Below are 21,106 nucleotides of genomic sequence, written 5' to 3'. Positions count from 1 at the left end.
GCATGACTTACCTGCTCGCACTCGACCAAGGCACCTCCAGTTCCCGCAGCATCGTGTTCGACGCCCGTGGCGGCATCGTCGCCATGGCGCAGCGCGAGTTGCCGCAGATCTATCCGCAGCCCGGCTGGGTCGAGCACGACCCGCTCGAGATCTGGAACGGCCAGCTCGCCACGGCCCGCGAGGCCCTGGCGAAGGCCGGCATCGGCGCGCGCGACGTCGCCGCGCTGGGCATCACCAACCAGCGCGAGACGGCGGTGGTGTGGAACCGCCGCACCGGCCAGCCGATCCACCATGCCATCGTCTGGCAGGACCGGCGCGGCGAGCCGCTGTGCGCGCAGCTGCGCGAGCAGGGCCATGGAGCGCTGATCCAGGACCGCACCGGGCTGCTGGTCGATTCGTACTTCTCCGCCACCAAGGTCCGCTGGCTGCTGGACCACGTCCCCGGCGCGCGCGAGCAGGCCGAGCGCGGCGAACTCGCGTTCGGCACCATCGACAGCTGGCTGCTGTGGCAGCTCACCGACGGCGCGCTGCATGCCACCGACGTGACCAACGCCTCGCGCACCATGCTGTTCGACGTGCACCGCAACCGGTGGGACGAGGAGCTGCTGGCGCTGCTGCGCATTCCCGCGTCGCTGATGCCGCAGGTGCTGCCGTCCAGCGCCGACTACGGCCGCACCAGCGAAGCGCTGCTGGGCGCGCCGGTGCGCATCGGCGGCGTCGCCGGCGACCAGCAGAGCGCCCTGTTCGGGCAGGCGTGCCTGCGCGAGGGCATGGCCAAGAACACCTACGGCACCGGCTGCTTCCTGCTGATGCACACCGGCGGCCGGTTCCAGAAATCGGCCAACGGGCTGCTGACGACCAGCGCGGCGCAGACCTCGGCCCAGCCGCAGTACGCGCTGGAGGGCAGCGTCTTTGTCGGCGGTGCCGTGGTGCAGTGGCTGCGCGACGGCCTGCACGCGATCGAGAGCAGCGCGCAGGTCGAGGCGCTGGCCGCGACCGTGCCGGACGCGGGCGGCGTGATGCTGGTGCCCGCGTTCACGGGGCTGGGGGCGCCTTACTGGAAGCCCGATGCGCGCGGCACCATCACGGGCCTCACGCGCGGGTCGACCGTGGCCCACGTCGCCCGCGCGGCGCTGGAGAGCATCGCCTACCAGAGCGCGGCGCTGCTGCAGGCGATGAGCCGCGACGCGGCGGCCGCCGGCGCCGCGCCAGTGTCGGAACTGCGGGTCGACGGCGGCGCCTGCGTCAACAACCTGCTGATGCAGTTCCAGGCCGACCTGCTGGGCATCCCGGTCGTGCGTCCGGCCGTCACCGAGACCACCGCGCTGGGCGCCGCCTACCTGGCGGGCCTGTCGGCGGGCGTGTACGCCGGCCCGGACGAGCTGCAGGCGCAGTGGAAGGCCGAGCGGCGCTTCACGCCCACCCTGCCGCGCGAACGCGCCGCCGAGCTGATGGAGCGCTGGGAGCACGCGGTGCGCCAGGCCACGCTGGCCTGACGCGCGCCGGCTGGGCACAATCGTCCCACCGTCCCCCACCAGGAGAAGCGCATGCGTCCTTCCTCCCTCGCCCTTGCCGGCGTCCTTGCCTGCGCGGCGGCCGCCGCCGGTGCCCAGAACCTCAAGCCGGGCCTCTGGGAAATGCAGAACAAGGCCGGGGGCAACGCACAGATGGACCCGTCGATGGCGGAGATGCAGAAGCAGATGGCGGCCATGCCGCCGGAGCAGCGCAAGCAGGTCGAGGCCATGATGGCCGGCCGCGGCGCGCAGATGGGCCCGGGCGCCGGCGGCGGCACGGCGATGAAGGTGTGCATGACCCGGGAGATGGTCGAGCGCAACGAGATCCCGGCCGGCGGCGGCGACTGCAAGACTTCGCACCACAAGCGCAGCGGCAACACCATGAGCATGGCCTTCACCTGCACCAACCCGCCTTCCAGCGGCGACACGCAGGTGACGATCCACAGCCCCGAGTCGTACACGACGAAGACCAACATCACGAGCACGTCCAACGGCCGCATGGAGAAGATGACGGTCGAAGGCAGCGGCAAGTGGCTGGGCGCCGACTGCGGCTCGGTCCGGCCGATCCAGCCGCAGAAGAAGTGACGCGCGTGCGCGGCGGCGGGCGGTGGCCGCGGGCGCCGCGATCGCGCAGCGTGGCCTGAGGGTCCGGGCCCGTCTGCCTGCAGCGTCGACAGCAGCCAGGCAGGCGCGCCGCTCAGGCCTTGTTCGAGCGGCCGCCGAAGATGGCGGTTCCGATGCGCACCATGGTGCTGCCCGCGGCGATGGCAGCTTCCAGGTCGGCGGTCATGCCCATCGACAGGGTGTCCAGCGGCAGGCCGGCCGCGCGCAGCTCGCGCCACAGCGCGGCGGCGCGTTCGTGGATCTCCTTTTGCGCTTCGAAGCCGTCGACCGGCTCGGGGATCGTCATCAGCCCGCGCAGCCGCAGGTTCGGTAGGCGCTCCACCTCGCGCGCGAGGCCCAGCGCCTCGTCCGGCGCCACGCCCGACTTGGCCGCGCCGCCATCGATGTTGACCTGGATGCACACCGACAGCGGCGGCTTGCCCTCGGGCCGCTGCTCCGACAGGCGTTCGGCGACCTTGAGGCGGTCGATGGTGTGCGCCCAGTCGAAGTGCTGCGCCACCAGGCGTGTCTTGTTGCTCTGGATCGGGCCGATGCAGTGCCACTGCAGCGGCAGGTCGGCCAGCAGCGCCATCTTCTCGACCGCTTCCTGGATGTAGTTCTCGCCGAAGGCGAGTTGGCCGGCAGCGTGCGCCTCGCGCACGGCATCGGGGCCGAAGGTCTTGGAAACGGCCAGCAGCGTGACATCGTTCACTGGCCGTTGCGCCCGGGCACAGGCGGCTTCGATCCGCGCCCGGACGGTCTGGAGGTTGCTGTGAATCGTCGTCATAATCGGCCGGCGCTACCTGAGCAACACGGAGAGGGACTCGTGGATATTACCCAGCTGCTGGCATTCAGCGTGAAGAACAAGGCGTCGGACCTGCACCTGTCCGCGGGACTGCCGCCGATGATCCGCGTGCACGGCGACGTGCGGCGCATCAACATCGACCCGCTGGACCACAAGCAGGTGCACGCCATGGTGTACGACATCATGAACGACGGCCAGCGCAAGCAGTACGAGGAATTCCTCGAGTGCGACTTCTCGTTCGAGATCGAGGGACTGGCGCGCTTCCGCGTCAACGCGTTCAACCAGAACCGCGGCGCGGCGGCGGTGTTCCGGACCATTCCGTCCAAGATCCTGAGCCTGGAGCAGCTCAACGCCCCCAAGATCTTCGCCGACCTGGCGCTCAAGCCGCGCGGTATGGTGCTGGTGACCGGCCCCACCGGCTCGGGCAAGTCGACCACGCTGGCGGCGATGATCAACTACCTGAACGAGAACGAGTACGGCCACATCCTCACGGTCGAGGACCCGATCGAATTCGTGCACGAATCCAAGAAGTGCCTGGTCAACCAGCGCGAGGTCGGGCCGATGACGCTGTCGTTCGCCGCCGCGCTGAAGTCGGCGCTGCGCGAGGACCCGGACTGCATCCTGGTGGGCGAGATGCGCGACCTGGAGACGATCCGGCTGGCGATGACCGCCGCGGAGACGGGCCACCTGGTGTTCGGCACGCTGCACACCTCCAGCGCCGCCAAGACCATCGACCGGATCATCGACGTGTTCCCGTCCGAGGAAAAGGAGATGGTGCGCGCGATGCTGTCCGAGTCGCTGCAGGCGGTGATCTCGCAGACGCTGTGCAAGACCAAGGACGGCTCGGGCCGCGTGGCGGCGCACGAGATCATGATCGGCACCTCCGCCATCCGAAACCTGATCCGCGAGGCCAAGGTGGCCCAGATGTACTCGGCCATCCAGACCGGCAACAGCTTTGGCATGCAGACGCTGGACCAGAACCTCACCGACCTGGTCAAGCGCAACGTGATCTCGCCCGCCGAGGCGCGCTCCAAGGCCAAGATCCCGGAGAACTTCCCCGGATGAACGGGTTCTCCCCCGAAGCGGCCTGCGGCCGCCTCCCCCTCGAAGGGGCGACACCAGCGGCCCGCCAAGGCCGCTTGCGCGGTGTCCCCGGCTTGGCCTGCGAAGCCATTGCCTCCTCGCGTCGAGCGCCCCAGCCGCGACGCGATTCGCTCATCTGAAGGAGTCGTCATGGAACGCGACCAGGCCACCAAGTTCATCAACGACCTGCTCCGGCTGATGGTCAGCCGCAACGGCAGCGACCTGTTCATCACGGGCGACTTCCCGCCGGCCATCAAGGTCGACGGCAAGGTCACCAAGGTGTCGCCGCAGCCGCTGACCGGCCAGCACACGCTGGCGCTGGCGCGTTCGATCATGAACGACAAGCAGGCCTCGGAGTTCGAGCGCACCAAGGAGTGCAACTTCGCCATCTCGCCGCCGGGCATCGGGCGCTTTCGCGTCAACGCGTTCGTGCAGCAGGGCAAGGTGGGCATGGTGCTGCGGGTGATCCCGCAGAACCTGCCCACGATCGACAAGCTGGGCGTGCCCCAGGTGCTCAAGGAGATCGTCATGGCCAAGCGCGGCCTGGTGATCCTGGTGGGTGCCACCGGCTCGGGCAAGTCGACCACGCTGGCGGCGATGATCGACTGGCGCAACGAGAACTCGTACGGCCACATCATCACCATCGAGGACCCGGTGGAATTCGTGCACCCGCACAAGAACTGCGTGATCACGCAGCGCGAGGTGGGGCTGGACACGGACAACTGGGAATCGGCGCTGAAGAACACGCTGCGCCAGGCCCCCGACGTGATCCTGATGGGCGAGATCCGCGACCGCGAGACGATGGAACACGCCATCGCGTTCGCCGAGACGGGTCACCTGTGCATGGCCACGCTGCACGCCAACAGCGCCAACCAGGCGCTCGACCGGGTGATCAACTTCTTCCCCGAGGAGCGCCGCGCCCAGCTGCTGATGGACCTGTCGCTGAACCTCAAATCCATGATCTCGCAGCGCCTGGTGCCCAAGCAGGACGGCAAGGGCCGCCAGGCGATGGTGGAGATCATGCTGAATTCGCCGCTCATCTCCGACCTGATCTTCAAGGGCGAGGTTTCCGAGATCAAGGAGATCATGAAGAAGAGCCGCAACCTGGGCATGCAGACGTTCGACCAGGCCCTGTTCGACGCCTACGAGAACAACATCATCAGCTACGAGGACGCGCTGCGCAACGCCGACTCGGTCAACGACCTGCGCCTGCAGATCAAGCTCAATTCGCAGCGCGCCAAGACGCAGGACCTGTCCTCCGGCACCGAGCACCTCGCGATCGTCTGATCGCGCGCTTCACCGCCGCGGCTGCGGGCGCCCGCGCGGCAGCGTGAGCGCCGCGACGCCGGCGCCGGCCAGCGCGAGCAGCGCGCTGGTGAGCATCACGGCGCGAAACCCGGCCACGAACGCCTCCCGGGTCGACTCGCGGATGGCCGCGGCCGCCTTCGGTGGCGCGTCCCCGGGCGGCTGCAGGGCGGCCAGCCGGCCACGCTCGTTCCACACCGCGGTGGCCGTCTCGCGCGGCAGCGCCACCGACTCGAGCGAGCGGCGCAGTTCGCCGCCGAACACGCCCGCCATCAGCGCGCCGAACAGCGCGATCGCCAGCACGCCGGCCATGCGCGAGACGGCGTTGTTGATGCCCGAGGCGACGCCGGCCGCATCCGGCGCCACCGAGGCCATCACCACCGTGGTGAGCGGCGCGACGGCGATCGCCATGCCGAAACCGAGCACCAGCACGCCCGGCAGGAACCCGCGCCAGTAGCTGGCCTCCGTGCCCGGCCAGGCCAGCAGCGCGAAGCCCAGCGCGGCGAGCGCGGGGCCGGCCACCAGCGGCGCCCGCGCGCCGTGGCGGTCCACCAGGCCGCCGGCCCAGCGCGAGAGCAGGAACATCACGAGGATGAAGGGCAGCAGCGCGGCGCCCGCGGCGGTGGCCGACAGGCCCTGCACCTGCACCAGGTTCAGCGGCAGGAAGTACAGGCCGCCGCCCAGGCCCGCATAGAGCAGCAGCGTGAGCAGGTTGGCGCCCGCGAACGCGCGCTGGCGCAGCAGCGCGGGTGGCACCATCGGCGCCGGATGCCGGCGCTCGGCCCAGGCGAACGCGGCCAGGGCGGCGGCGGCGATGCCGCCGGCCGCCACGACCGCCGGCGCCTGCCAGCCCTGCATGGGCGCTTCGGTCAGCGCGTACACCGCGCCGCCCAGCGCGGCCGTCGCCCACAGCGCACCGGCGGCATCGAACGGCGTCGACGCGGGCGGCGGCCGGTCGTCGGGAACCTGCGCCCAGGTGATCCACAGCAGCACGGCGGCCACGGGCAGGTTGACCGCGAACGCCCACGACCAGGACCGATGGTCGACCAGCCAGCCGCCCACCAGCGGGCCGACGGCGGACGTCACGCCGCTCCAGGCCGCCCAGGTGCCGAACGCGGGACCGCGTTCCTGTTCGGGAAACGCCGCGCTGATCAGGGCCAGGCTGCCGGGCACGAGCAGCGCAGCGCCCACGCCCTGCACCGCCCGCGCGGCGATCAGCAACTGCACCGACGGCGACAGCGCGCAGGCGAGGGAGGCCAGGGCGAAGACGGCGATGCCGGCCAGGAACAGGCGCCGCCGCCCGAGGCGGTCGCCGAGCGCGCCGCCGGCCAGCAGCAGCGAAGAGAGCAGCAGGGCATAGGCTTCGACCACCCACTGCACCTGGGCGGCCGAAGCGCCGAAGGCGGCCTGGATCGCGGGCAACGCGACGTTGACGACCGTGCCGTCGACGAAGGCCAGGCTGGAGCCCAGGATGGAGGCGACCAGCACCCAGCGCCTGGCCTTCGCGCTGCAGGGCACGGCCGGTCCGCGGTGCGCGGCCGCTTCGTCGCATGGGAGTCGAGTCGCCACCGTCATGCCTGCGCCCCGGGAGTGGACACCGGGCGCCATCATCGGCGATCCGTCGCCGATGAGGCGCGCCCGCCGCCGGCCCCGCTCCTAGAATCCGGCCATCACATTCCGGAGACCGCCATGGCCAGCACCAATCCCAAGACCTACGAACCCACGGCGCCGCGCAAGGTCGCGTTCCTCGGCCTGGGGGTGATGGGATTCCCGATGGCGGGCCACCTCGCGCTGGCCGGGCACGACGTGACGGTCTACAACCGCTCGGCGGCCAAGGCGCAGGCGTGGACGGGCGAGTTCAAGGGCCAGGCGGCGCCGACGCCGCGCCAGGCCGCCGAGGGCTGCGACATCGTGTTCTGCTGCGTGGGCAACGACGACGACCTGCGCTCGGTGGTGCTCGGCGCCGACGGCGCGCTCGCGGGCATGAAGCCCGGCGCGGTGTTCGTCGACCACACCACCGCGTCGGCGAACGTGGCGCGCGAGCTGGCGGCGGCCGCCGCGGCCCAGGGCGTGCAGTTCATCGACGCGCCGGTCTCGGGCGGCCAGGCGGGGGCGCAGAACGGCTTGCTCACCGTGATGTGCGGCGGCGACGCAGCCGCGTTCGAGTCGGTGCGGCCGGTGGCGATGGCGTTCTCGCGCGCCTGCACGCTGCTGGGCGCCAGCGGCGCGGGCCAGCTGGCCAAGATGGTCAACCAGATCGCCATCGCGGGGCTGGTGCAGGGGCTGTCCGAGGCGATCGCGTTCGGCATGCGCGCCGGCCTGGACATGAACCAGGTGCTGGAGGTGATCGGCAAGGGTGCCGCGCAGAGCTGGCAGATGGACAACCGCGGCAAGACCATGATCGCCGACAAGTTTGACTTCGGCTTCGCGGTCGACTGGATGCGCAAGGACCTCGGGCTGGTGCTCGACGAGGCCAAGCGCAACGGCGCGCGCCTGCCGGTGACGGCGCTGGTGGACCAGTTCTATGCCGACGTGCAGCAGCTGGGCGGCAACCGCTGGGACACGTCCAGCCTGATCAAGCGGCTGAAGTAGGACCGGCCGCTTGCCGTGCGGGGCGCTTCACCGGCGCCCTTTGCGAAGCTGGGTGCCCGCGGCGTGCGGGACGGCGGCCCCGCGGACCGGGCCCCGTCAGGGCGTCTGGCGCGGTGCCGGCGCCGTGTTCTGCGGCGTGCCCGTGATCTGGCGCAGGTCGTCCTCGGTGATCATCTCGAACAGGCGCACCACGCGCTGCACGCCGCCCACCGTGCGGGCGATGTTGGTGGCCCGCTCGGCTTCGCGCGGGGTCACCAGACCCATCATGTAGGTGGTGCCACGCTCGGTGACCACCTTGAACGCGCCGGCCATCAGCAGCTTGTCGTCCACCAGCGAGGCCTTGACCTTGCCGGTGACCAGCGCGTCGGACGAGCGCTGCGTGAGCGAGGAGTTGCCCATCACGCCCAGGTCGTTGACGACGCTGCGCACGTTCTCCACCTTGGCGACCAGCTGCTCGGCGGCCTGCTTGTCGCGCTCGCTGGGCACCTCGCCGGTGAGCAGCACCTGGCGGTTGTAGCTGGTCACGTTGATGTGGGTGCGCTCGCCCATCGTGTCGCGGATGCGCGCCGAGGCGCGCAGCTCGATGCCTTCGTCCTCCAGCTGGGCGCCGGAGGTGCGGCGGTCGATCGCCACCATGGTCCCCATGGCCGCGCCGCCGATCACGAGCGGGGCGCAGCCGGGCAGGGTGGCCGACAACGCGACGACGGCGCAGGCGGCGAGGGCGAGGCGATGCAGGCGATGGGTCATGGGGTGGGTTCCTGGTCTCCGAGCAATTGGGCGTCGACGCCGTCGCACAGGCAGTGCAGGGCGAGGATGTGGACTTCCTGGATGCGCGCGGTGCGCTCGTGCGGCACGCAGATGTGCACGTCGGTCTCGCGCAGCAGCTGGCCGATCTTGCCGCCGCCGCGCCCGGTGAGCGCGATGACGGTCATCTCGCGCTCGTGCGCGGCCTCGATGGCGGCGATCACGTTGGCCGAGTTGCCGCTGGTCGACAGCGCCAGCAGCACGTCGCCGGCCTGGCCGAGCGCGCGCACCTGCTTGGCGAACACGCGGCTCCAGTCGTAGTCGTTGGCGATGGCGGTGAGGATCGAGCTGTCGGTGGTGAGCGCCACGGCCGCAAGCTCGGGCCGCTCGCGCTCGAAGCGGCCGACGAACTCGGCCGAGAAGTGCTGCGCATCGGCGGCCGAGCCGCCGTTGCCGCAGGCCAGCACCTTGCCGCCGCTGGTGACGCAGGCCAGGATGGCCTGCACGCCCGCCGCGATCGGCTTGCTCAGCGTCTGCGCCGCCTGGTACTTCAGGTCGGCGCTCTCGATGAAGTGCTGCTGGATCCGTTGTTCGAGCATGGGCGGGGATGATAACTTGGGGCTTTCGCGCCCACAGGCGCCGCCGGGCATGCCCCTGCACCGGGGCTGCGTCCATGGCTGGCTTGGCCCGGCCGGGCGCGGCCGATGGAGGTCTTCCGCATGAATCCCAACATCACCCTGCTCACCCTGGGCGTCGACGACCTCGAACGGTCGGTGGCGTTCTACCGCGACGGCCTGGGGTTCGCCACCCAGGGCATCGTGGGAGCGCAGCACGAGAACGGCGCCGTCGCGTTCTTCGCGCTCCAGCCGGGCCTGAAGCTGGCGCTGTGGCCGCGGCGCAGCCTGGCCGCGGACACCGGCCTGCCCCCGCAGCCGCCCAGCGCGCTGGAGGTGTCGATCGGCCACAACGTGCCGTCACCGCAGGAGGTGGACGCCGTCATGCGCCAGGCCGCGCGGGCCGGCGCCACGATCGTCAAGCCGGCCCAGTCGACCTTCTATGGCGGCTATGCAGGCTACTTCCAGGATCCCGACGGCCACCTCTGGGAGGTCGCCTTCAATCCGGGGTTCGACTCGCTGGGCTGAGCGGGCCGCGGCACGCGCGGCCGGCCGATGCGTGCGCCCCGCCTCAGGCGGCGTCGAACGCGGCGCGCAGCCACTCGATGCCGCCGTCCTGCACGCTCACCACGTCGAAGCGGCACGCGGGCGGCGTGCGCAGCCGCAGCAGGAAGTGGCGGGCGGCGAACACGATCCGGCGCTGCTTGACCGCGCCGACGCTGGCCGCGGCGCCGCCGAAGGCGCCGCTGGCGCGCCGGCGCACCTCGACGAAAACGAGCGTGTCGCGGTCGCGCATGACCAGGTCGATTTCGCCGCCGCCGCGCCCGGGCGTCCGATAATTGCGGGCCACCAGCTGCAGTCCGGCCCGGCGCAGGTGCGCGAGCGCGCGGTCTTCCGCGGCATCGCCCACCGTCTTGGGCGACGCGGTGGCACCGCCAACTCCAACCTTCATCACCGCCTCCCGATGTCCTCGAGCGCCGCTTCCTTCGCCGCCGCGCTGCAGGCGGCCCGCACCGCGGTGGGGGCGCAGGATTATCCGCACGGCACGCTGTACCTCGTGCCCACGCCCATCGGCAACCTGGGGGACGTGACGCTGCGCGCGCTGCACGTGCTGCAGATCGCCGACCGCATCGCGTGCGAGGACACGCGGCACACCCAGGCCCTGCTGCGCGCCTTGGGCATCGACGTGCCCGGCGAGCGCCTGCTGGCGGTGCACCAGCACAACGAAGCGCAGGCCGCGCAGCAGGTCGTCGAGCGGCTACGCGCCGGCGAGCGCGTGGCCTATGCGAGCGACGCCGGCACCCCCGCCGTGAGCGACCCCGGCGCCAGGCTGGTGGCGGCCGTGCACGCCGCGGGACTGCGCGTGCTACCGCTGCCCGGCGCCAGCAGCGTGACCACGGCGGTCAGCGCGGCCGGCTCGGTGCACGAGGGCGGCTTCGTGTTCGCCGGATTCCTGTCCAGCAAGGCGGGCGAGCGCGATGCCGCGGTGCAGGCGCTGGCCCGCGAGGCGCGGGCCGTGGTGCTGCTGGAGGCGCCGCACCGCATCGAGGCGCTGGCCAGGGCGCTGGCCGTGCTGGGCGAGCGGCCGGTCACCGTCGCCCGCGAGCTGACCAAGCAGTTCGAGCAGGTCGCCACGATGCGCTGCGCGGAACTCGCCGCGTGGCTGGCCGCGGACGCGCAGCGCACCCGCGGCGAGTTCGCGCTGGTGCTGCACGGGGTGGACGAGCCCGCGGCCGACGACGACGGCGAGCGCGTGCTGCGCCTGCTGCTGCCGGAGCTGCCGCTCAAGACCGCCGTCAAGCTGGCCGCCGAGATCACCGGCGCGCCGCGCAACGCGCTGTACGAGGCGGCGCTGCGGGCCAAGGGCGGCGACGCCTAGATCGCCAGCGGGTCGACGTCCACCGCCCAGCGGATCAGGCCGCTGGTGCGTCCGGCCTGCAGCACCGGCTGCCATTCGGCCAGGAACCGCTGCAGCGCCTTGCGCGAGGCACTCTCCACCAGCATCTGTGCCCGCTCGACATTGGCCACCCGCTGGATGGCCATCGGCACCGGCGGGTAGACCGTCACGTCGTCGGCGTCCTGCAGCTGCTGCGCCGCCTCGGCCGCCACGCGCAGGAACGCCTGCGCGACCTCCTGCGTCCGCGCCTCGGCCCGCACCAGGGCCTGGAAGGCGAACGGCGGCATGCTGGCGGCCTCGCGTTCCTCGAGCTGCTCGGCGGCGAAGGCCGGGAAGTCGTGCCGGCGCAGGGCGGCAAAGAGCGGATGCGTGGGGTGCCAGGTCTGGATCCACATCTCGCTCGCCCCGGCATGGGCCGCGTCGCGGCCGGCCCGCCCGGCCGCCTGCAGCAGCAGCGAGAACAGCCGCTCGGGCGCGCGGAAATCGCTGGAGAACAGCGCCGCGTCGGCCTGCAGGGCCGCCACCAGCGTGATGCGGCGAAAGTCGTGTCCCTTGGTCACCATCTGCGTGCCCACCAGCACGTCGACCTCGCCGGCGTGCACCTGGGCGAGCTGCTCGTCCAGCGCCCCCTTGCGGCGCGTGGTGTCCGCGTCGATGCGCGCGATGCGCACCGGCGCGCCGTCGGGGCGCCTGGCCTGCGCGAGCAGCTGCGCGATGTGCTCCTCCAGCCGCTCGGTCCCGCGGCCCAGGGGCGCGATGTCCGCGTTGCCGCACTGCGGGCAGGCGCGCGGCACGCGTTCGGTGAAGCCGCAGTGGTGGCAGCGCAGGGTGCGGTCGATCTTGTGGAAGACGCGGTAGGCGCTGCAATGCGGGCACTCGCTCTTCCAGTCGCAGGCGTTGCACGCCAGCACCGGCGCGTAGCCGCGCCGGTTCAGGAAGACCAGGGTCTGCTCGCCGCGGCCGATGCGCTCCTCGATGGCGGCCAGCAGCGCCGGCGCGACGATGGTCTGCTTCGGCTGCAGGTTCATGTCGACCAGCCGCACCCTGGGCAGCGCCCCCGCCCCGATGCGCGTGGGCATGTCCAGCCGCGTATAGCGCCCGCGTTCGCACGCATGCCAGCTCTCCAGCGACGGGGTCGCCGAGGCGAGCACGACGCGTGCGCCCTCGAGCCGGGCACGGTAGACGGCGAGGTCGCGCGCCGAGTAGCGCGCGCCTTCCTGCTGCTTGTAGCTGGGGTCGTGTTCCTCGTCGACCACCAGCAGCGCCAGCCGCGGCATCGACGCGAACACCGCCATGCGCGTGCCCAGCACGATGCGCGCGGCGCCCGTGTGCGCGGCCAGCCAGGCGCGCAGCCGCTGGGCGGGCGTCATGCCGCTGTGCATGGACACGATGGCGGCGGCGCCGAAGCGCTCCTCGAAGCGCTGCTGCAGCTGGGGCGTGAGGTTGATCTCGGGCACCATGACCAGCGCCTGGGCGTGCGGATCCGTCTGCAGCACCTCGGCCGTGGCGCGCAGGTAGACCTCGGTCTTGCCGCTGCCGGTGGCGCCGTAGAGCAGGAACGGCCCGCCGCCGGCCCGCAGCCCCTCGAGCGCAGCGGCCTGCTCGGCCGTCAACGTCGGCATTGCCTGCGACGCAGTGTCCTGGGACTCGGCCGTGCGCCGGGCCAGGCGCCGCTGCCATTGCGCGGGACTGAGCTCGCGCAACTGCGGCGGCAGCGCGGCCAGGGCCACCTCGCCCGGGCTGCGCTGGTAATAGGCCGATGCGAATGCAACCAGTTGTCGCCATGCGGCCGACAGGGGCGGGATGCCTTCGAGTGCCGCCGCGACGCTTTTCTCTTCCCGGTCCGGGCTGTCCGGCGCCGCCGTCTCGCCCCAGACCACGCCCAGGACCTCGCGCCGGCCGAGCGGCACGCGCACGAGCGAGCCGGCCGCCAGCGGCGACTCGCTGCGGTAGGTGAGCGAGCGGCCGATGCCGCTGTGGGCCGGGGCGGCCACCACCACCTCGAGCCGGCAGGCCGAGGAGCTCATCCTTGCAAACGCTTCTTCATGTTGAGCTTCGGAGTCGGGGCCAAGTCGTTGATTTCAAAGCTCTTTACAGATCTTCACCAGTTCTGTGGATAACTTTGTTGATAGAACCCGGACGACGGCCCGCAGGGCCCGGAAAATCAAGGGCTTGGCTACGGTGCACGGAAAAACGGCATTCCGACAATTTCAACAAAATCAAGCACTTAGCGTGGCTATGGAAATCGTAGCGCCGGCCGGCGCCGGGCCGCTGTCTCGCTGCGCCGCAACACCGGTTTTGTGCATAAGTCAAGCCGACCGCCGGGCGCCTGCGCGCTGTCCACTAGGGGATGCCCGGATGACGCCAGGCTAGCCGAGCACGGTCCGGCGCGACAGCCGATGCACCGCCTCGACCAGCGCCGACACATGCTCGGGCGGCGTGTGCTGGCTGATGCCATGCCCCAGGTTGAAGATGAGCGAGGGCCCCTCGCCCGGCCCGGTGTGGGGCGGGCCGAAGCTGTCCAGCAGTGCCTTCACCTGCGCCTCGATCCGCTCGGGCGGGGCGAACAGCACGTTCGGGTCCAGGTTGCCCTGCAGCGCCTTGCGGTCGCCCACCAGCTGGCGGGCGCGGCCCAGGTTCACGGTCCAGTCGAGGCCCAGCACGTCACAGTCCAGCTCGCGCATCTGCTCGAGCCAGGGGCCGCCGCCCTTGGTGAACACGATGCGGGGGATGACGGCGCCGCCGCTCTCGCGCTTGAGCTGCGCGAGCACCCGGGCGGTGTAGGCCAGGCTGAATTCCTGGAACGCGCCGTCGGCCAGCACGCCGCCCCAGCTGTCGAACACCATCACCGCCTGGGCACCGGCATCGATCTGGGCGTTCAGGTAGGCGGCGACCGCGTCCGCGTTGACCTCGAGCATGCGGTGCATGAGGTCCGGGCGGCTGTACAGCAGGGTCTTGACGAGGCGGTAGTCGTCCGAGCCCTGGCCTTCGACCATGTAGCAGGCCAGCGTCCACGGGCTGCCCGAAAAGCCGATCAGCGGCACCCGGCCGTCGAGCGCCTTGCGGATCGACGTGACGGCGTCGAACACGTAGCGCAGCTTCTCCAGGTCGGGCACGGCCAGCGCGCGCACGGCGGCCTCGTCGCGCACCGGGTGGGCGAACTTGGGCCCCTCGCCGAGGGCGAAGCTCAGCCCGAGGCCCATGGCATCGGGCACGGTCAGGATGTCCGAGAACAGGATGGCCGCATCGAGCGGATAGCGCTCCAGCGGCTGCAGCGTCACCTCGGTCGCGTAGTCGACGTTGGTCGCCAGGCCCATGAAGCTGCCGGCCTGCGCGCGCGTGGCGCGGTACTCGGGCAGGTAGCGGCCGGCCTGGCGCATCAGCCACAGGGGGGTGTAGGGGGTGGCGAGGCGCCGGCAGGCACGCAGGAACGTGTCGTTCTGGAGCGGGGCGAAAGTCATCGCCCGATTGTCGCAGGCGGGTCCGCCGGGTCTTTCTATGATCGGCCATGGACGACGACCGCTTCGCGCAGGCCCGCGACCGCTTCCTGGGCGGTGTCGCGCACTACGAGGCCGGCCGCTACGCCGAGGCGGAATGCGAGTTCGCCGCGTCGGTGGCCCTGGTGCCGGGCCGGCCCTCGTCGCTCACCAACCTGGGCGCGGCGCGGCTGAAGCTGGGCCGCGCCGGCGAGGCCGTCGACGTCATGCGGCAGGCCCTGGCGGCGGAGCCGGACAACGCGCAGGCGCTGGGCCACCTGGCCGCCGGCCTGGCCGAACTCGGCCGGGCCGACGAGGCGCTGCGGGCCGTGGACCGCGCCGTCCACCTGCAGCCGAGCGCCGGCGCGGCGTGGATGCTGCGCGCCACCTTGCTGCGCGAGCGCGGCGACGCGGCCGCCGCGGCGCATTCGTACCGCCGCGCGCTGGACGCCGGCGCGGATCCGGAACTGGTGCGGTTCGCGCTCGGTGCGCTGCAGGCCGGTGCGGCGCCCACGGCACCGCCGCGCCACTACGTCGAGCAATTGTTCGATGCCTACGCGGACGGCTTCGACGACCACCTGGTCGACGCCTTGCAGTACCGCGCGCCCGAACTCCTGGCGGCGGGCCTCGCGCGGCCGCGGTACGGCGCGGTGCTGGACCTGGGCTGCGGGACGGGCCTCGCCGCGCCCTGGCTGCGGCCGCGGTGCGACCGGCTCGATGGCATCGACCTGTCGGCGGCGATGGTGGAGCGCGCGCGCGGCCGCGCGGTGTACGACGAGGTGGTGCAGGGCGACTTGGCGGCATGGCTGGCGGCCACGCCGCGGCGCTACGACCTGCTGTTCGCCGCCGACGTGTTCATCTATGTCGGCGCGCTGGAGGCCGTGTTCGCCGGCGTCGCCCGCGCGCTGCAGCCGGGCGGCGAGTTCTGCTTCTCGGTCGAGGCGGCCGGCGACGACCACGACTGGCTGCTGCGCATGAGCCTTCGCTACGCCCACTCCGAGCGTTACATCCGGATGCTGGCACGGCAACACGGTTTCGCTGTCCGGCAGTGCGCCCGGCATCCTCTGCGCCTGGACCAGGGACGGCCCGTCGAGGGCCTGTTCGCCTGGCTGGAACGGCCCGGCCGCGCGGCCTAGGTCCGCTGCGCACCGCGCGGGCGCGGCCATCGATGCCCGGGCCGGGGTCACTGCAACAGCTGGAGGTGCTCCTGCCATGAGCCATGCCGCCCTCGAAGCGGAAATCGCCGCGCGCGCCGAACACCCGCGCCCGTCCGGCCTGCACGCGTTCGAGCAGGTCTTCCACGCGCTGCCGCAGGCCGAGGCCGCCGCCCCCGGCCGGGTGAACCTGCTGGGCGAGCACACCGACGACAACCAGGGCCTGGTGCTGACGGTGGCGATCCCGCAGCAGACCCGCGTCGCCATGGCGCGCAACGGGCAGTCGCACTGCCGCCTGCATTCCGCCGAGCTGGGCAGCTCGGCGCGCTTCACGCTGGAGGATCCCCCGCCCGAGCACTTCGCCACCTACGTGTACGGGTGCCTGCGCCTGGCGCGCGAGGACGGTGTCGAGGTGCCGGCGCTGGACATCCATGTGGCGTCCGACGTCCCGATGGAGGTCGGCCTGGCCTCGAGCGCGGCGCTCGAAGTCGCCACACTGCGCTGCCTGCGCGCGCTGCTGCAGGTCGACATGGACGACGTGCGGCTCGCGCAGCTGGCGCAGCAGGCGGAGATCCAGTTCGCCGGCGTGCGCTGCGGGATCATGGACCAGATGGCCGCGAGCCTGGCGCGCACCGACCAGGCGCTGCTGCTCGACACGCGCTCGCTGCAGTGGCGCGCGGTGCCGCTGCCCGAGGGCAGCGCCGTGCTGGTGCTCGACTCGGGCGGGGCGCGGTCGCTGGCGGCCGGCGGCGCCAGTCCGCGGCGCAGCGAGTGCGAGGAGGCCGCGCGGCTGCTGGGCGTGCCCTCGCTGCGCGACGTCGCGCATCTCGAACCGATCGAGGCGCTGCCCGAGCTGCCGCGGCGGCGCGCGCGCCACGTGTTCACCGAGAACCAGCGCGTGCTGCAGGCCCCGCAGTGCCGCGACGCGGCCGCGTTGGGCGCCCTGATGAATGCCTCGCACGCGAGCCTGCGCGACGACTACGAGGTGTCCACGCCCGAGCTGGACCTGCTGGTCGAGCTGCTGCAGCGCCAGCCCGGCGTGCACGGGGCGCGCCTGACGGGCGCCGGCTTCGGCGGGGCCTGCGTCGCGCTGTGCAGCAGCGAGGCCGTCACGGAGGTCGCCTCGGCCGTGCTCGATGCCTACCGCCGCGCCGGGCACACCGGCAGGGTGCTGGTGCCCGCCGCCCCCGGTTGAGGAGTCCTGCGATGCCATCCCGATCCTTCCTGCCCCTGCCCCTGCTCGTCGCGCTCGCCGCCGCCGCGGCGGGCCACCCGGTCCAGGCCCAGGTGACGCCCGAAGAGCCGTTCGGCGGCCGGCCCTTCGGCGCGCCGCCGGGCACGTCGCCCGCCGCGCCTGCCGTGGCTCCCGCGGCAGCGGACAACGTCCCCGCCCAGCCGGGCGCCAGCGTGCCGCCGGCGGTGGTGCTGCAGCCGGGCAGCGCGGCGGTGATGGGCAACGCGCCCGTGACGGTGCCGCCGGCGGCGCAGGCCGTGCCGGCCGTTCCTGCGCCGCCGCCGCCCGCGGTCGCGCCGGCGCCCGCGCCGACGGCGCGGTCCATGCCCGCCGCCCCGGCTGCCTCCGGGACCACGACGCCCCCCTCCGCCGCGCCGGCGCCGACCCCGCCGGCACCGACCCCGCCAGCACCCACCGGCGCCGCCCCGGCCCCCACGCCGCCCGGTGCGCCGGCATCGGTCACGCCGCCATTCGGGGGCAGCCCGGCGCCAGCGCGGCCGGCCACCGCCGCCAGCGCGCAGCAGCAGGCCGTGCGCGGACTGCCGCCGGATGCGCCGCGGCTGGTGATCAGCGGCGGCGTCTACTCGTCCGACCGGGCCAAGCGGATGCTGATCGTCAACGGGCAGGTGATGCGCGAAGGCGCCGACCTCGGCTCGGGCGTGGTGCTCCAAGAGGTCAGGCGCGACAGCGCGGTGCTGGGCTTCCGCGGCTCGCGCTACACCGTGGTGTTCTGAGCTGAGCTGCGCTGTGTGGCCGCGTGGGACGCGCGCCACCAGGCGCGTGCGCTCGTTTCGCCGCTCTGCGCGCGAAACAAAGCGGCGCATCTGAAGCACCGCCACACGCCCTTGGCTGCAGCGCACCCGCACCATCGGGGGCGACAACCGAACGCGAGGTGGCTGATGGAATGGCACACGACGCGGCGGGCGGCCGGCTGGCTGCTCGCCCTGGGGCTCGCCGCGTGCGGCGGCGGTGGCGACGGCAACGGCGTCACGACGACCGGCGGCGGGGGCGGCACGACGGTCTCGCCGCCTTCGGCCAGCGGCACGCCGGCGCCGGGTTCCCCCGCGTCCACGTTCGCGGCCTTCGGCCCGATCGTGGTCGCCACCAACGCGAACCAGTCACTGCCCCCGGTCGTTGCGCGGCTGGCCGGCGGAGGATCGGTGGTCGCCTGGCGCGCGGCGGCCGGGCCGCTGCTGGCCCAGCGGGTCGACGACACCGGCGCCTTGTCCGGCCCGGCGATCGAGGTCGCGGCCACCGGAGCGGATGGCGGCAAGCCCGCGCTCGCGGCGCTGCGCGACGGCAGTTTCGTCGTCGCGTGGGCCACGGCGGCGGCGGGGACATCGGGGCCGGCCCTGCTGGCCCGGCGGTTCTCCGCCAGCGGCGCGCCGCTGGCCGCAGCGCAGCCGGTGGGCACCGGCACCCTGTTCTCGATCGCCGAGGTCACCGCCGAGGCCACGGCCGATCGCGGCTACGTGGTCGCCTGGGCGGCCGCGCCCACCGGCAGCGGCGAGGCGCGGGTCGGGCTGCAGCGGTTCGATGCCAGCGGCAAGCCGGTCGGCGCCGCCGCGGCCGCCAGCCAGGCCACGGGCGCGCAGCGCCTGCCGCGGCTGGCCGTGCTGCCGGACGACTCGGTCGTGCTGGCCTGGCGGCAGGCGGCGCCCAGCAACGTGCTGCCCGCCTACGTGGTCGCGATCCGCCGGTTCGATGCCACCGGCGCGCCGGTCGCGGCCGAGCGGCAGCTGACCTCGGCCACGGAGAACCTGGCCTTCGAGTTCTCGATGGCCGGATTGGCCAACGGCAACCTGGCGCTGGTGTGGCAGTCGTTCGGCATCTCGAGCGGGGTGACGCGGATCAACCTGCAGCTGTTCGCCCCGAACGGCGACCCCGTGAGCGGGCCGGCCGACGTCCCGTCGACCGTCGGGGCCGCCGTGAGCGCCCCGAAGGTCGCCTCGCTCGGCGGCAATGGCTTCGTGGTCGGCTGGCTGGCGGGCCGGTCGGTCTCGATCCGCCAGACGTCCGCCGACCTGATCACGCAGCGGTTCGGCCCGGCCGGAGCCGCGCGGGACGAGCCGCAGGTCGTGGCGAGCCTGGGGCTGGTCACCACGACCGGCGCCGCCAGCGGCACCACCTCGCTGGCCGGCGGCGGCGACGACCACTTCGTCGCCGCCTACGACAGCTGGCAGGCGGGCAGCACGATCAACCTGGTCGGCCGTTGACGGCCTGGCGCAGCGCCTGGTCGATGTCCCACAGGATGTCGTCCACGTCCTCGATGCCGACGGACAGCCGGATCATGTCGGCGCCGACGCCGGCCCGCGCGAGCTCGTCCTCGCTCAGCTGGCGGTGCGTGGTCGACGCCGGATGGATCACCAGCGTCTTGGCATCGCCGATGTTGGCCAGGTGGCTGAGGAATTCGCAGGCGTCGATGAACCGCTCGCCCGCCTTGGCCGGATCCGCCGCGCGGATGCCGAAGGTGAGGATGCCCGAGCAGCCCGGCGCGCCGTCGATCGCGCGGAACTGCTTCTTCGCCAGCGCGTGGTCGGGCGAGGACGCCAGCCCCGGGTAGTTGACCCAGCCCACCAGCGGGTGGTCGCTGAGGAACTGCGCGACGCGCAGCGCGTTGCGGCAATGCGCCTGCATGCGCAGGTGCAGCGTCTCGATGCCCTGCAGGATCAGCCAGGCGTTCAGCGGCGACAGCGCGCCGCCGAAGGTGCGGTTGACCTCCATGCGCGCCTTCATCGTGTAGGCGAAGTCGCCGAAGGTCTCGTAGAACTTCACGCCGTGGTACGCGCGGCTGGGCTCCAGCATCTCGGGGAACTTGCCGCGCGCCAGCGGCGAGCCCCAGTCGAACTTGCCGGACTCGACCACCACGCCGGCCATGGTGGTGCCGTGGCCGCCCAGGTACTTGGTCGCGCTGTGCACCACGATGTCGGCGCCGAAGGCGAACGGGTTGCACAGGTAGGGGCTGGCCACCGTGTTGTCGATCACCAGCGGCAGGCCGTGGTCGTGGGCGATCGCCGCGACCGGTTCGATATCGAACACGTTCACGCGCGGGTTGCCCAGCGTCTCGCCATAGATCGCGCGCGTGCCCGGGCGGATCGCGCGGCGGAAGTTGTCCGGGTCGCCCGGGTCGACGAAGGTGGTCTCGATGCCCAGGCGCGAGAAGCCCACGCCCAGCTGTCCCACCGTGCCGCCGTACAGCGTGGAGGCCGCCACGATGTGGTCGCCGGCCTTCAGGATCGCCAGCAGCGCGGCCATCTGCGCGGCCATGCCGGTGGCGCACGCCAGCGCGGCCCGGCCGCCCTCCAGGGAGGCGACGCGTTCCTCCAGCACGGCGACGGTCGGATTGCTGATGCGGCTGTAGACGTTGCCGAAGGTCTGCAGGTTGAACAGGCTCGCCGCGTGTTCGGCCGAGTCGAACACGAAGCTGGTGGTCTGGTGGATCGGCGTGGCGCGCGCGCCGGTCACCGGATCGGGCGTCGCGCCGGCATGGATCGCGCGCGTGCCGAAGCCGTACTCGTGGTCCTGGCTCATGTCAGTAGGGAAGTTGTTGCGGCCGGCGCGAGGAGATCACGCGCGTGTTGACGCCGGCCCAGTTCAGCCCGCCGAACAGGCGCGCATGCTCGATCTTGACGCAGCGGTCCACCACCACGTCCAGGCCGGCGGCCCGCGCCTTCGCGGCGGCGGCCTCGTTCACCACCCCGATCTGCAGCCACAGGCAGCGGGCGCCGATGGCGATCGCCTCGTCGGCCAGCGGCGGGATGTCCTCGCTGCGGCGAAAGCAGTCCACCATGTCGATGCGCGCGCCCTGCGCGGCCAGGGCTTGCGCCGCGGCGGTGAGCGACGGGTGGCAGCGCTCGCCCAGGATCTCGGTGGCCGAGGGGTTCACCGGCACGATGCGGTAGCCGTGGGCCTGCATGTACTTGGCCGCGAAGTAGCTGGGCCGGTGCCACTGCGGCGACAGGCCCACGACGGCCAGCGTGCGGCAGGTGCCCAGGATGCGGCGCAGGTCGCTGATGGAGCTCATGCGCCCCAGTGTACGCAAGCACCCTTTCGGGCCACCCGCCGTCGCCGCCGTCCTACCGCGG

At 72.5% G+C, this 21,106-nt stretch carries 20 protein-coding genes; 11 read left to right on the top strand and 9 right to left on the bottom strand.

The features are described 5' to 3' along the window. Positions 1-2 precede the first annotated feature (2 nt). On the top strand, positions 3-1,496 hold the full coding sequence (gene glpK / locus AC3ANR_RS19770; RefSeq protein ID WP_488289810.1) for a glycerol kinase GlpK: 1,494 nt from the start codon (positions 3-5) through the stop codon (positions 1,494-1,496). A gap of 51 nt (positions 1,497-1,547) precedes the next feature. Beyond that, positions 1,548-2,099, top strand: coding sequence for a DUF3617 domain-containing protein (locus AC3ANR_RS19765; RefSeq protein WP_488289809.1), 552 nt, complete (start codon positions 1,548-1,550; stop codon positions 2,097-2,099). Positions 2,100-2,211: 112 nt separating this feature from the next. On the opposite strand, the gene AC3ANR_RS19760 is transcribed toward AC3ANR_RS19765, so the two are convergent. Further along, entirely contained in the window at positions 2,212-2,904 is a 693-nt protein-coding gene (locus AC3ANR_RS19760) for a YggS family pyridoxal phosphate-dependent enzyme (RefSeq protein ID WP_488289808.1), read from the bottom strand. Positions 2,905-2,943: 39 nt separating this feature from the next. Between AC3ANR_RS19760 and AC3ANR_RS19755 the strand changes: the two genes are divergently transcribed. Beyond that, positions 2,944-3,987 carry a type IV pilus twitching motility protein PilT gene (locus tag AC3ANR_RS19755; protein ID WP_488289807.1) on the top strand — a complete coding sequence of 348 codons (1,044 nt, stop codon included), beginning with the start codon at positions 2,944-2,946 and terminating at the stop codon, positions 3,985-3,987. 168 nt (positions 3,988-4,155) lie between these two features. Next, complete coding sequence (locus AC3ANR_RS19750) at positions 4,156-5,292, top strand: PilT/PilU family type 4a pilus ATPase (protein WP_488289806.1); 1,137 nt, start codon at positions 4,156-4,158, stop codon at positions 5,290-5,292. 9 nt (positions 5,293-5,301) lie between these two features. On the opposite strand, the gene AC3ANR_RS19745 is transcribed toward AC3ANR_RS19750, so the two are convergent. Next, positions 5,302-6,828 carry an MFS transporter gene (locus tag AC3ANR_RS19745; protein ID WP_488289805.1) on the bottom strand — a complete coding sequence of 509 codons (1,527 nt, stop codon included), beginning with the start codon at positions 6,826-6,828 and terminating at the stop codon, positions 5,302-5,304. A 171-nt stretch (positions 6,829-6,999) separates the two neighbouring features. Between AC3ANR_RS19745 and AC3ANR_RS19740 the strand changes: the two genes are divergently transcribed. Then, a complete protein-coding gene (locus tag AC3ANR_RS19740; protein WP_488289804.1) occupies positions 7,000-7,902 on the top strand; it encodes an NAD(P)-dependent oxidoreductase in 903 nt (300 codons plus the stop codon). A gap of 96 nt (positions 7,903-7,998) precedes the next feature. Here AC3ANR_RS19740 and AC3ANR_RS19735 read toward each other — a convergent pair whose 3' ends face one another. Both AC3ANR_RS19735 and AC3ANR_RS19730 read right to left on the bottom strand, forming a co-directional pair. Further along, the gene (locus AC3ANR_RS19735; RefSeq protein WP_488289803.1) at positions 7,999-8,649 is read right to left on the bottom strand and encodes a BON domain-containing protein; all 651 of its coding nucleotides are present in this window, start codon (positions 8,647-8,649) and stop codon (positions 7,999-8,001) included. After that, positions 8,646-9,245: a phosphoheptose isomerase gene (locus AC3ANR_RS19730; RefSeq protein WP_488289802.1), complete on the bottom strand. Its 600-nt coding sequence runs from the start codon at positions 9,243-9,245 to the stop codon at positions 8,646-8,648. The genes AC3ANR_RS19735 and AC3ANR_RS19730 overlap by 4 nt, the downstream gene beginning before the upstream one ends. Positions 9,246-9,365: 120 nt before the next feature. Between AC3ANR_RS19730 and AC3ANR_RS19725 the strand changes: the two genes are divergently transcribed. Continuing rightward, positions 9,366-9,788, top strand: coding sequence for a VOC family protein (locus AC3ANR_RS19725; protein ID WP_488289801.1), 423 nt, complete (start codon positions 9,366-9,368; stop codon positions 9,786-9,788). A gap of 43 nt (positions 9,789-9,831) precedes the next feature. Here AC3ANR_RS19725 and AC3ANR_RS19720 read toward each other — a convergent pair whose 3' ends face one another. Further along, on the bottom strand, positions 9,832-10,212 hold the full coding sequence (locus AC3ANR_RS19720) for a YraN family protein (RefSeq protein ID WP_488289800.1): 381 nt from the start codon (positions 10,210-10,212) through the stop codon (positions 9,832-9,834). Positions 10,213-10,224: 12 nt separating this feature from the next. Here AC3ANR_RS19720 and rsmI point away from each other — a divergent pair, with 12 nt between their 5' ends. After that, positions 10,225-11,139, top strand: a complete 915-nt coding sequence (gene rsmI / locus AC3ANR_RS19715; RefSeq protein WP_488289799.1) for a 16S rRNA (cytidine(1402)-2'-O)-methyltransferase — start codon at positions 10,225-10,227, stop codon at positions 11,137-11,139. Here rsmI and AC3ANR_RS19710 read toward each other — a convergent pair. Together AC3ANR_RS19710 and hemE are read right to left on the bottom strand one after the other, a co-directional pair. Next, entirely contained in the window at positions 11,136-13,184 is a 2,049-nt protein-coding gene (locus tag AC3ANR_RS19710) for a primosomal protein N' (protein ID WP_488289798.1), read from the bottom strand. The genes rsmI and AC3ANR_RS19710 overlap by 4 nt on opposite strands. A 342-nt stretch (positions 13,185-13,526) precedes the next feature. Continuing rightward, entirely contained in the window at positions 13,527-14,618 is a 1,092-nt protein-coding gene (gene hemE / locus AC3ANR_RS19705; RefSeq protein WP_488289797.1) for a uroporphyrinogen decarboxylase, read from the bottom strand. A gap of 47 nt (positions 14,619-14,665) precedes the next feature. On the opposite strand from hemE, the gene AC3ANR_RS19700 reads away from it, so the two are divergent. From AC3ANR_RS19700 to AC3ANR_RS19685, 4 genes are all read left to right on the top strand, one after another. Continuing rightward, positions 14,666-15,769, top strand: a complete 1,104-nt coding sequence (locus AC3ANR_RS19700) for a class I SAM-dependent DNA methyltransferase (protein ID WP_488289796.1) — start codon at positions 14,666-14,668, stop codon at positions 15,767-15,769. Between the two features lie 76 nt (positions 15,770-15,845). Next, positions 15,846-16,982 carry a galactokinase gene (galK, locus tag AC3ANR_RS19695; protein WP_488289795.1) on the top strand — a complete coding sequence of 379 codons (1,137 nt, stop codon included), beginning with the start codon at positions 15,846-15,848 and terminating at the stop codon, positions 16,980-16,982. Between the two features lie 11 nt (positions 16,983-16,993). Continuing rightward, a complete protein-coding gene (locus AC3ANR_RS19690) occupies positions 16,994-17,755 on the top strand; it encodes a general secretion pathway protein GspB (protein WP_488289794.1) in 762 nt (253 codons plus the stop codon). Between the two features lie 165 nt (positions 17,756-17,920). Further along, positions 17,921-19,237, top strand: a complete 1,317-nt coding sequence (locus AC3ANR_RS19685) for a hypothetical protein (RefSeq protein ID WP_488289793.1) — start codon at positions 17,921-17,923, stop codon at positions 19,235-19,237. On the opposite strand, the gene AC3ANR_RS19680 is transcribed toward AC3ANR_RS19685, so the two are convergent. Both AC3ANR_RS19680 and AC3ANR_RS19675 read right to left on the bottom strand, forming a co-directional pair. Beyond that, entirely contained in the window at positions 19,218-20,552 is a 1,335-nt protein-coding gene (locus tag AC3ANR_RS19680; RefSeq protein ID WP_488289792.1) for an O-acetylhomoserine aminocarboxypropyltransferase/cysteine synthase family protein, read from the bottom strand. The genes AC3ANR_RS19685 and AC3ANR_RS19680 overlap by 20 nt on opposite strands. 1 nt (position 20,553) lies before the next feature. Next, positions 20,554-21,045, bottom strand: a complete 492-nt coding sequence (locus tag AC3ANR_RS19675) for a CoA-binding protein (RefSeq protein WP_488289791.1) — start codon at positions 21,043-21,045, stop codon at positions 20,554-20,556. Between the last annotated feature and the right edge of the window lie 61 nt (positions 21,046-21,106).

The sequence above is a fragment of the Ramlibacter sp. JJN2-2R genome (assembly GCF_057747835.1).
Note: the sequence above shows the minus strand (reverse complement) of the source record. Positions and strands in the feature narration are given on the sequence as shown.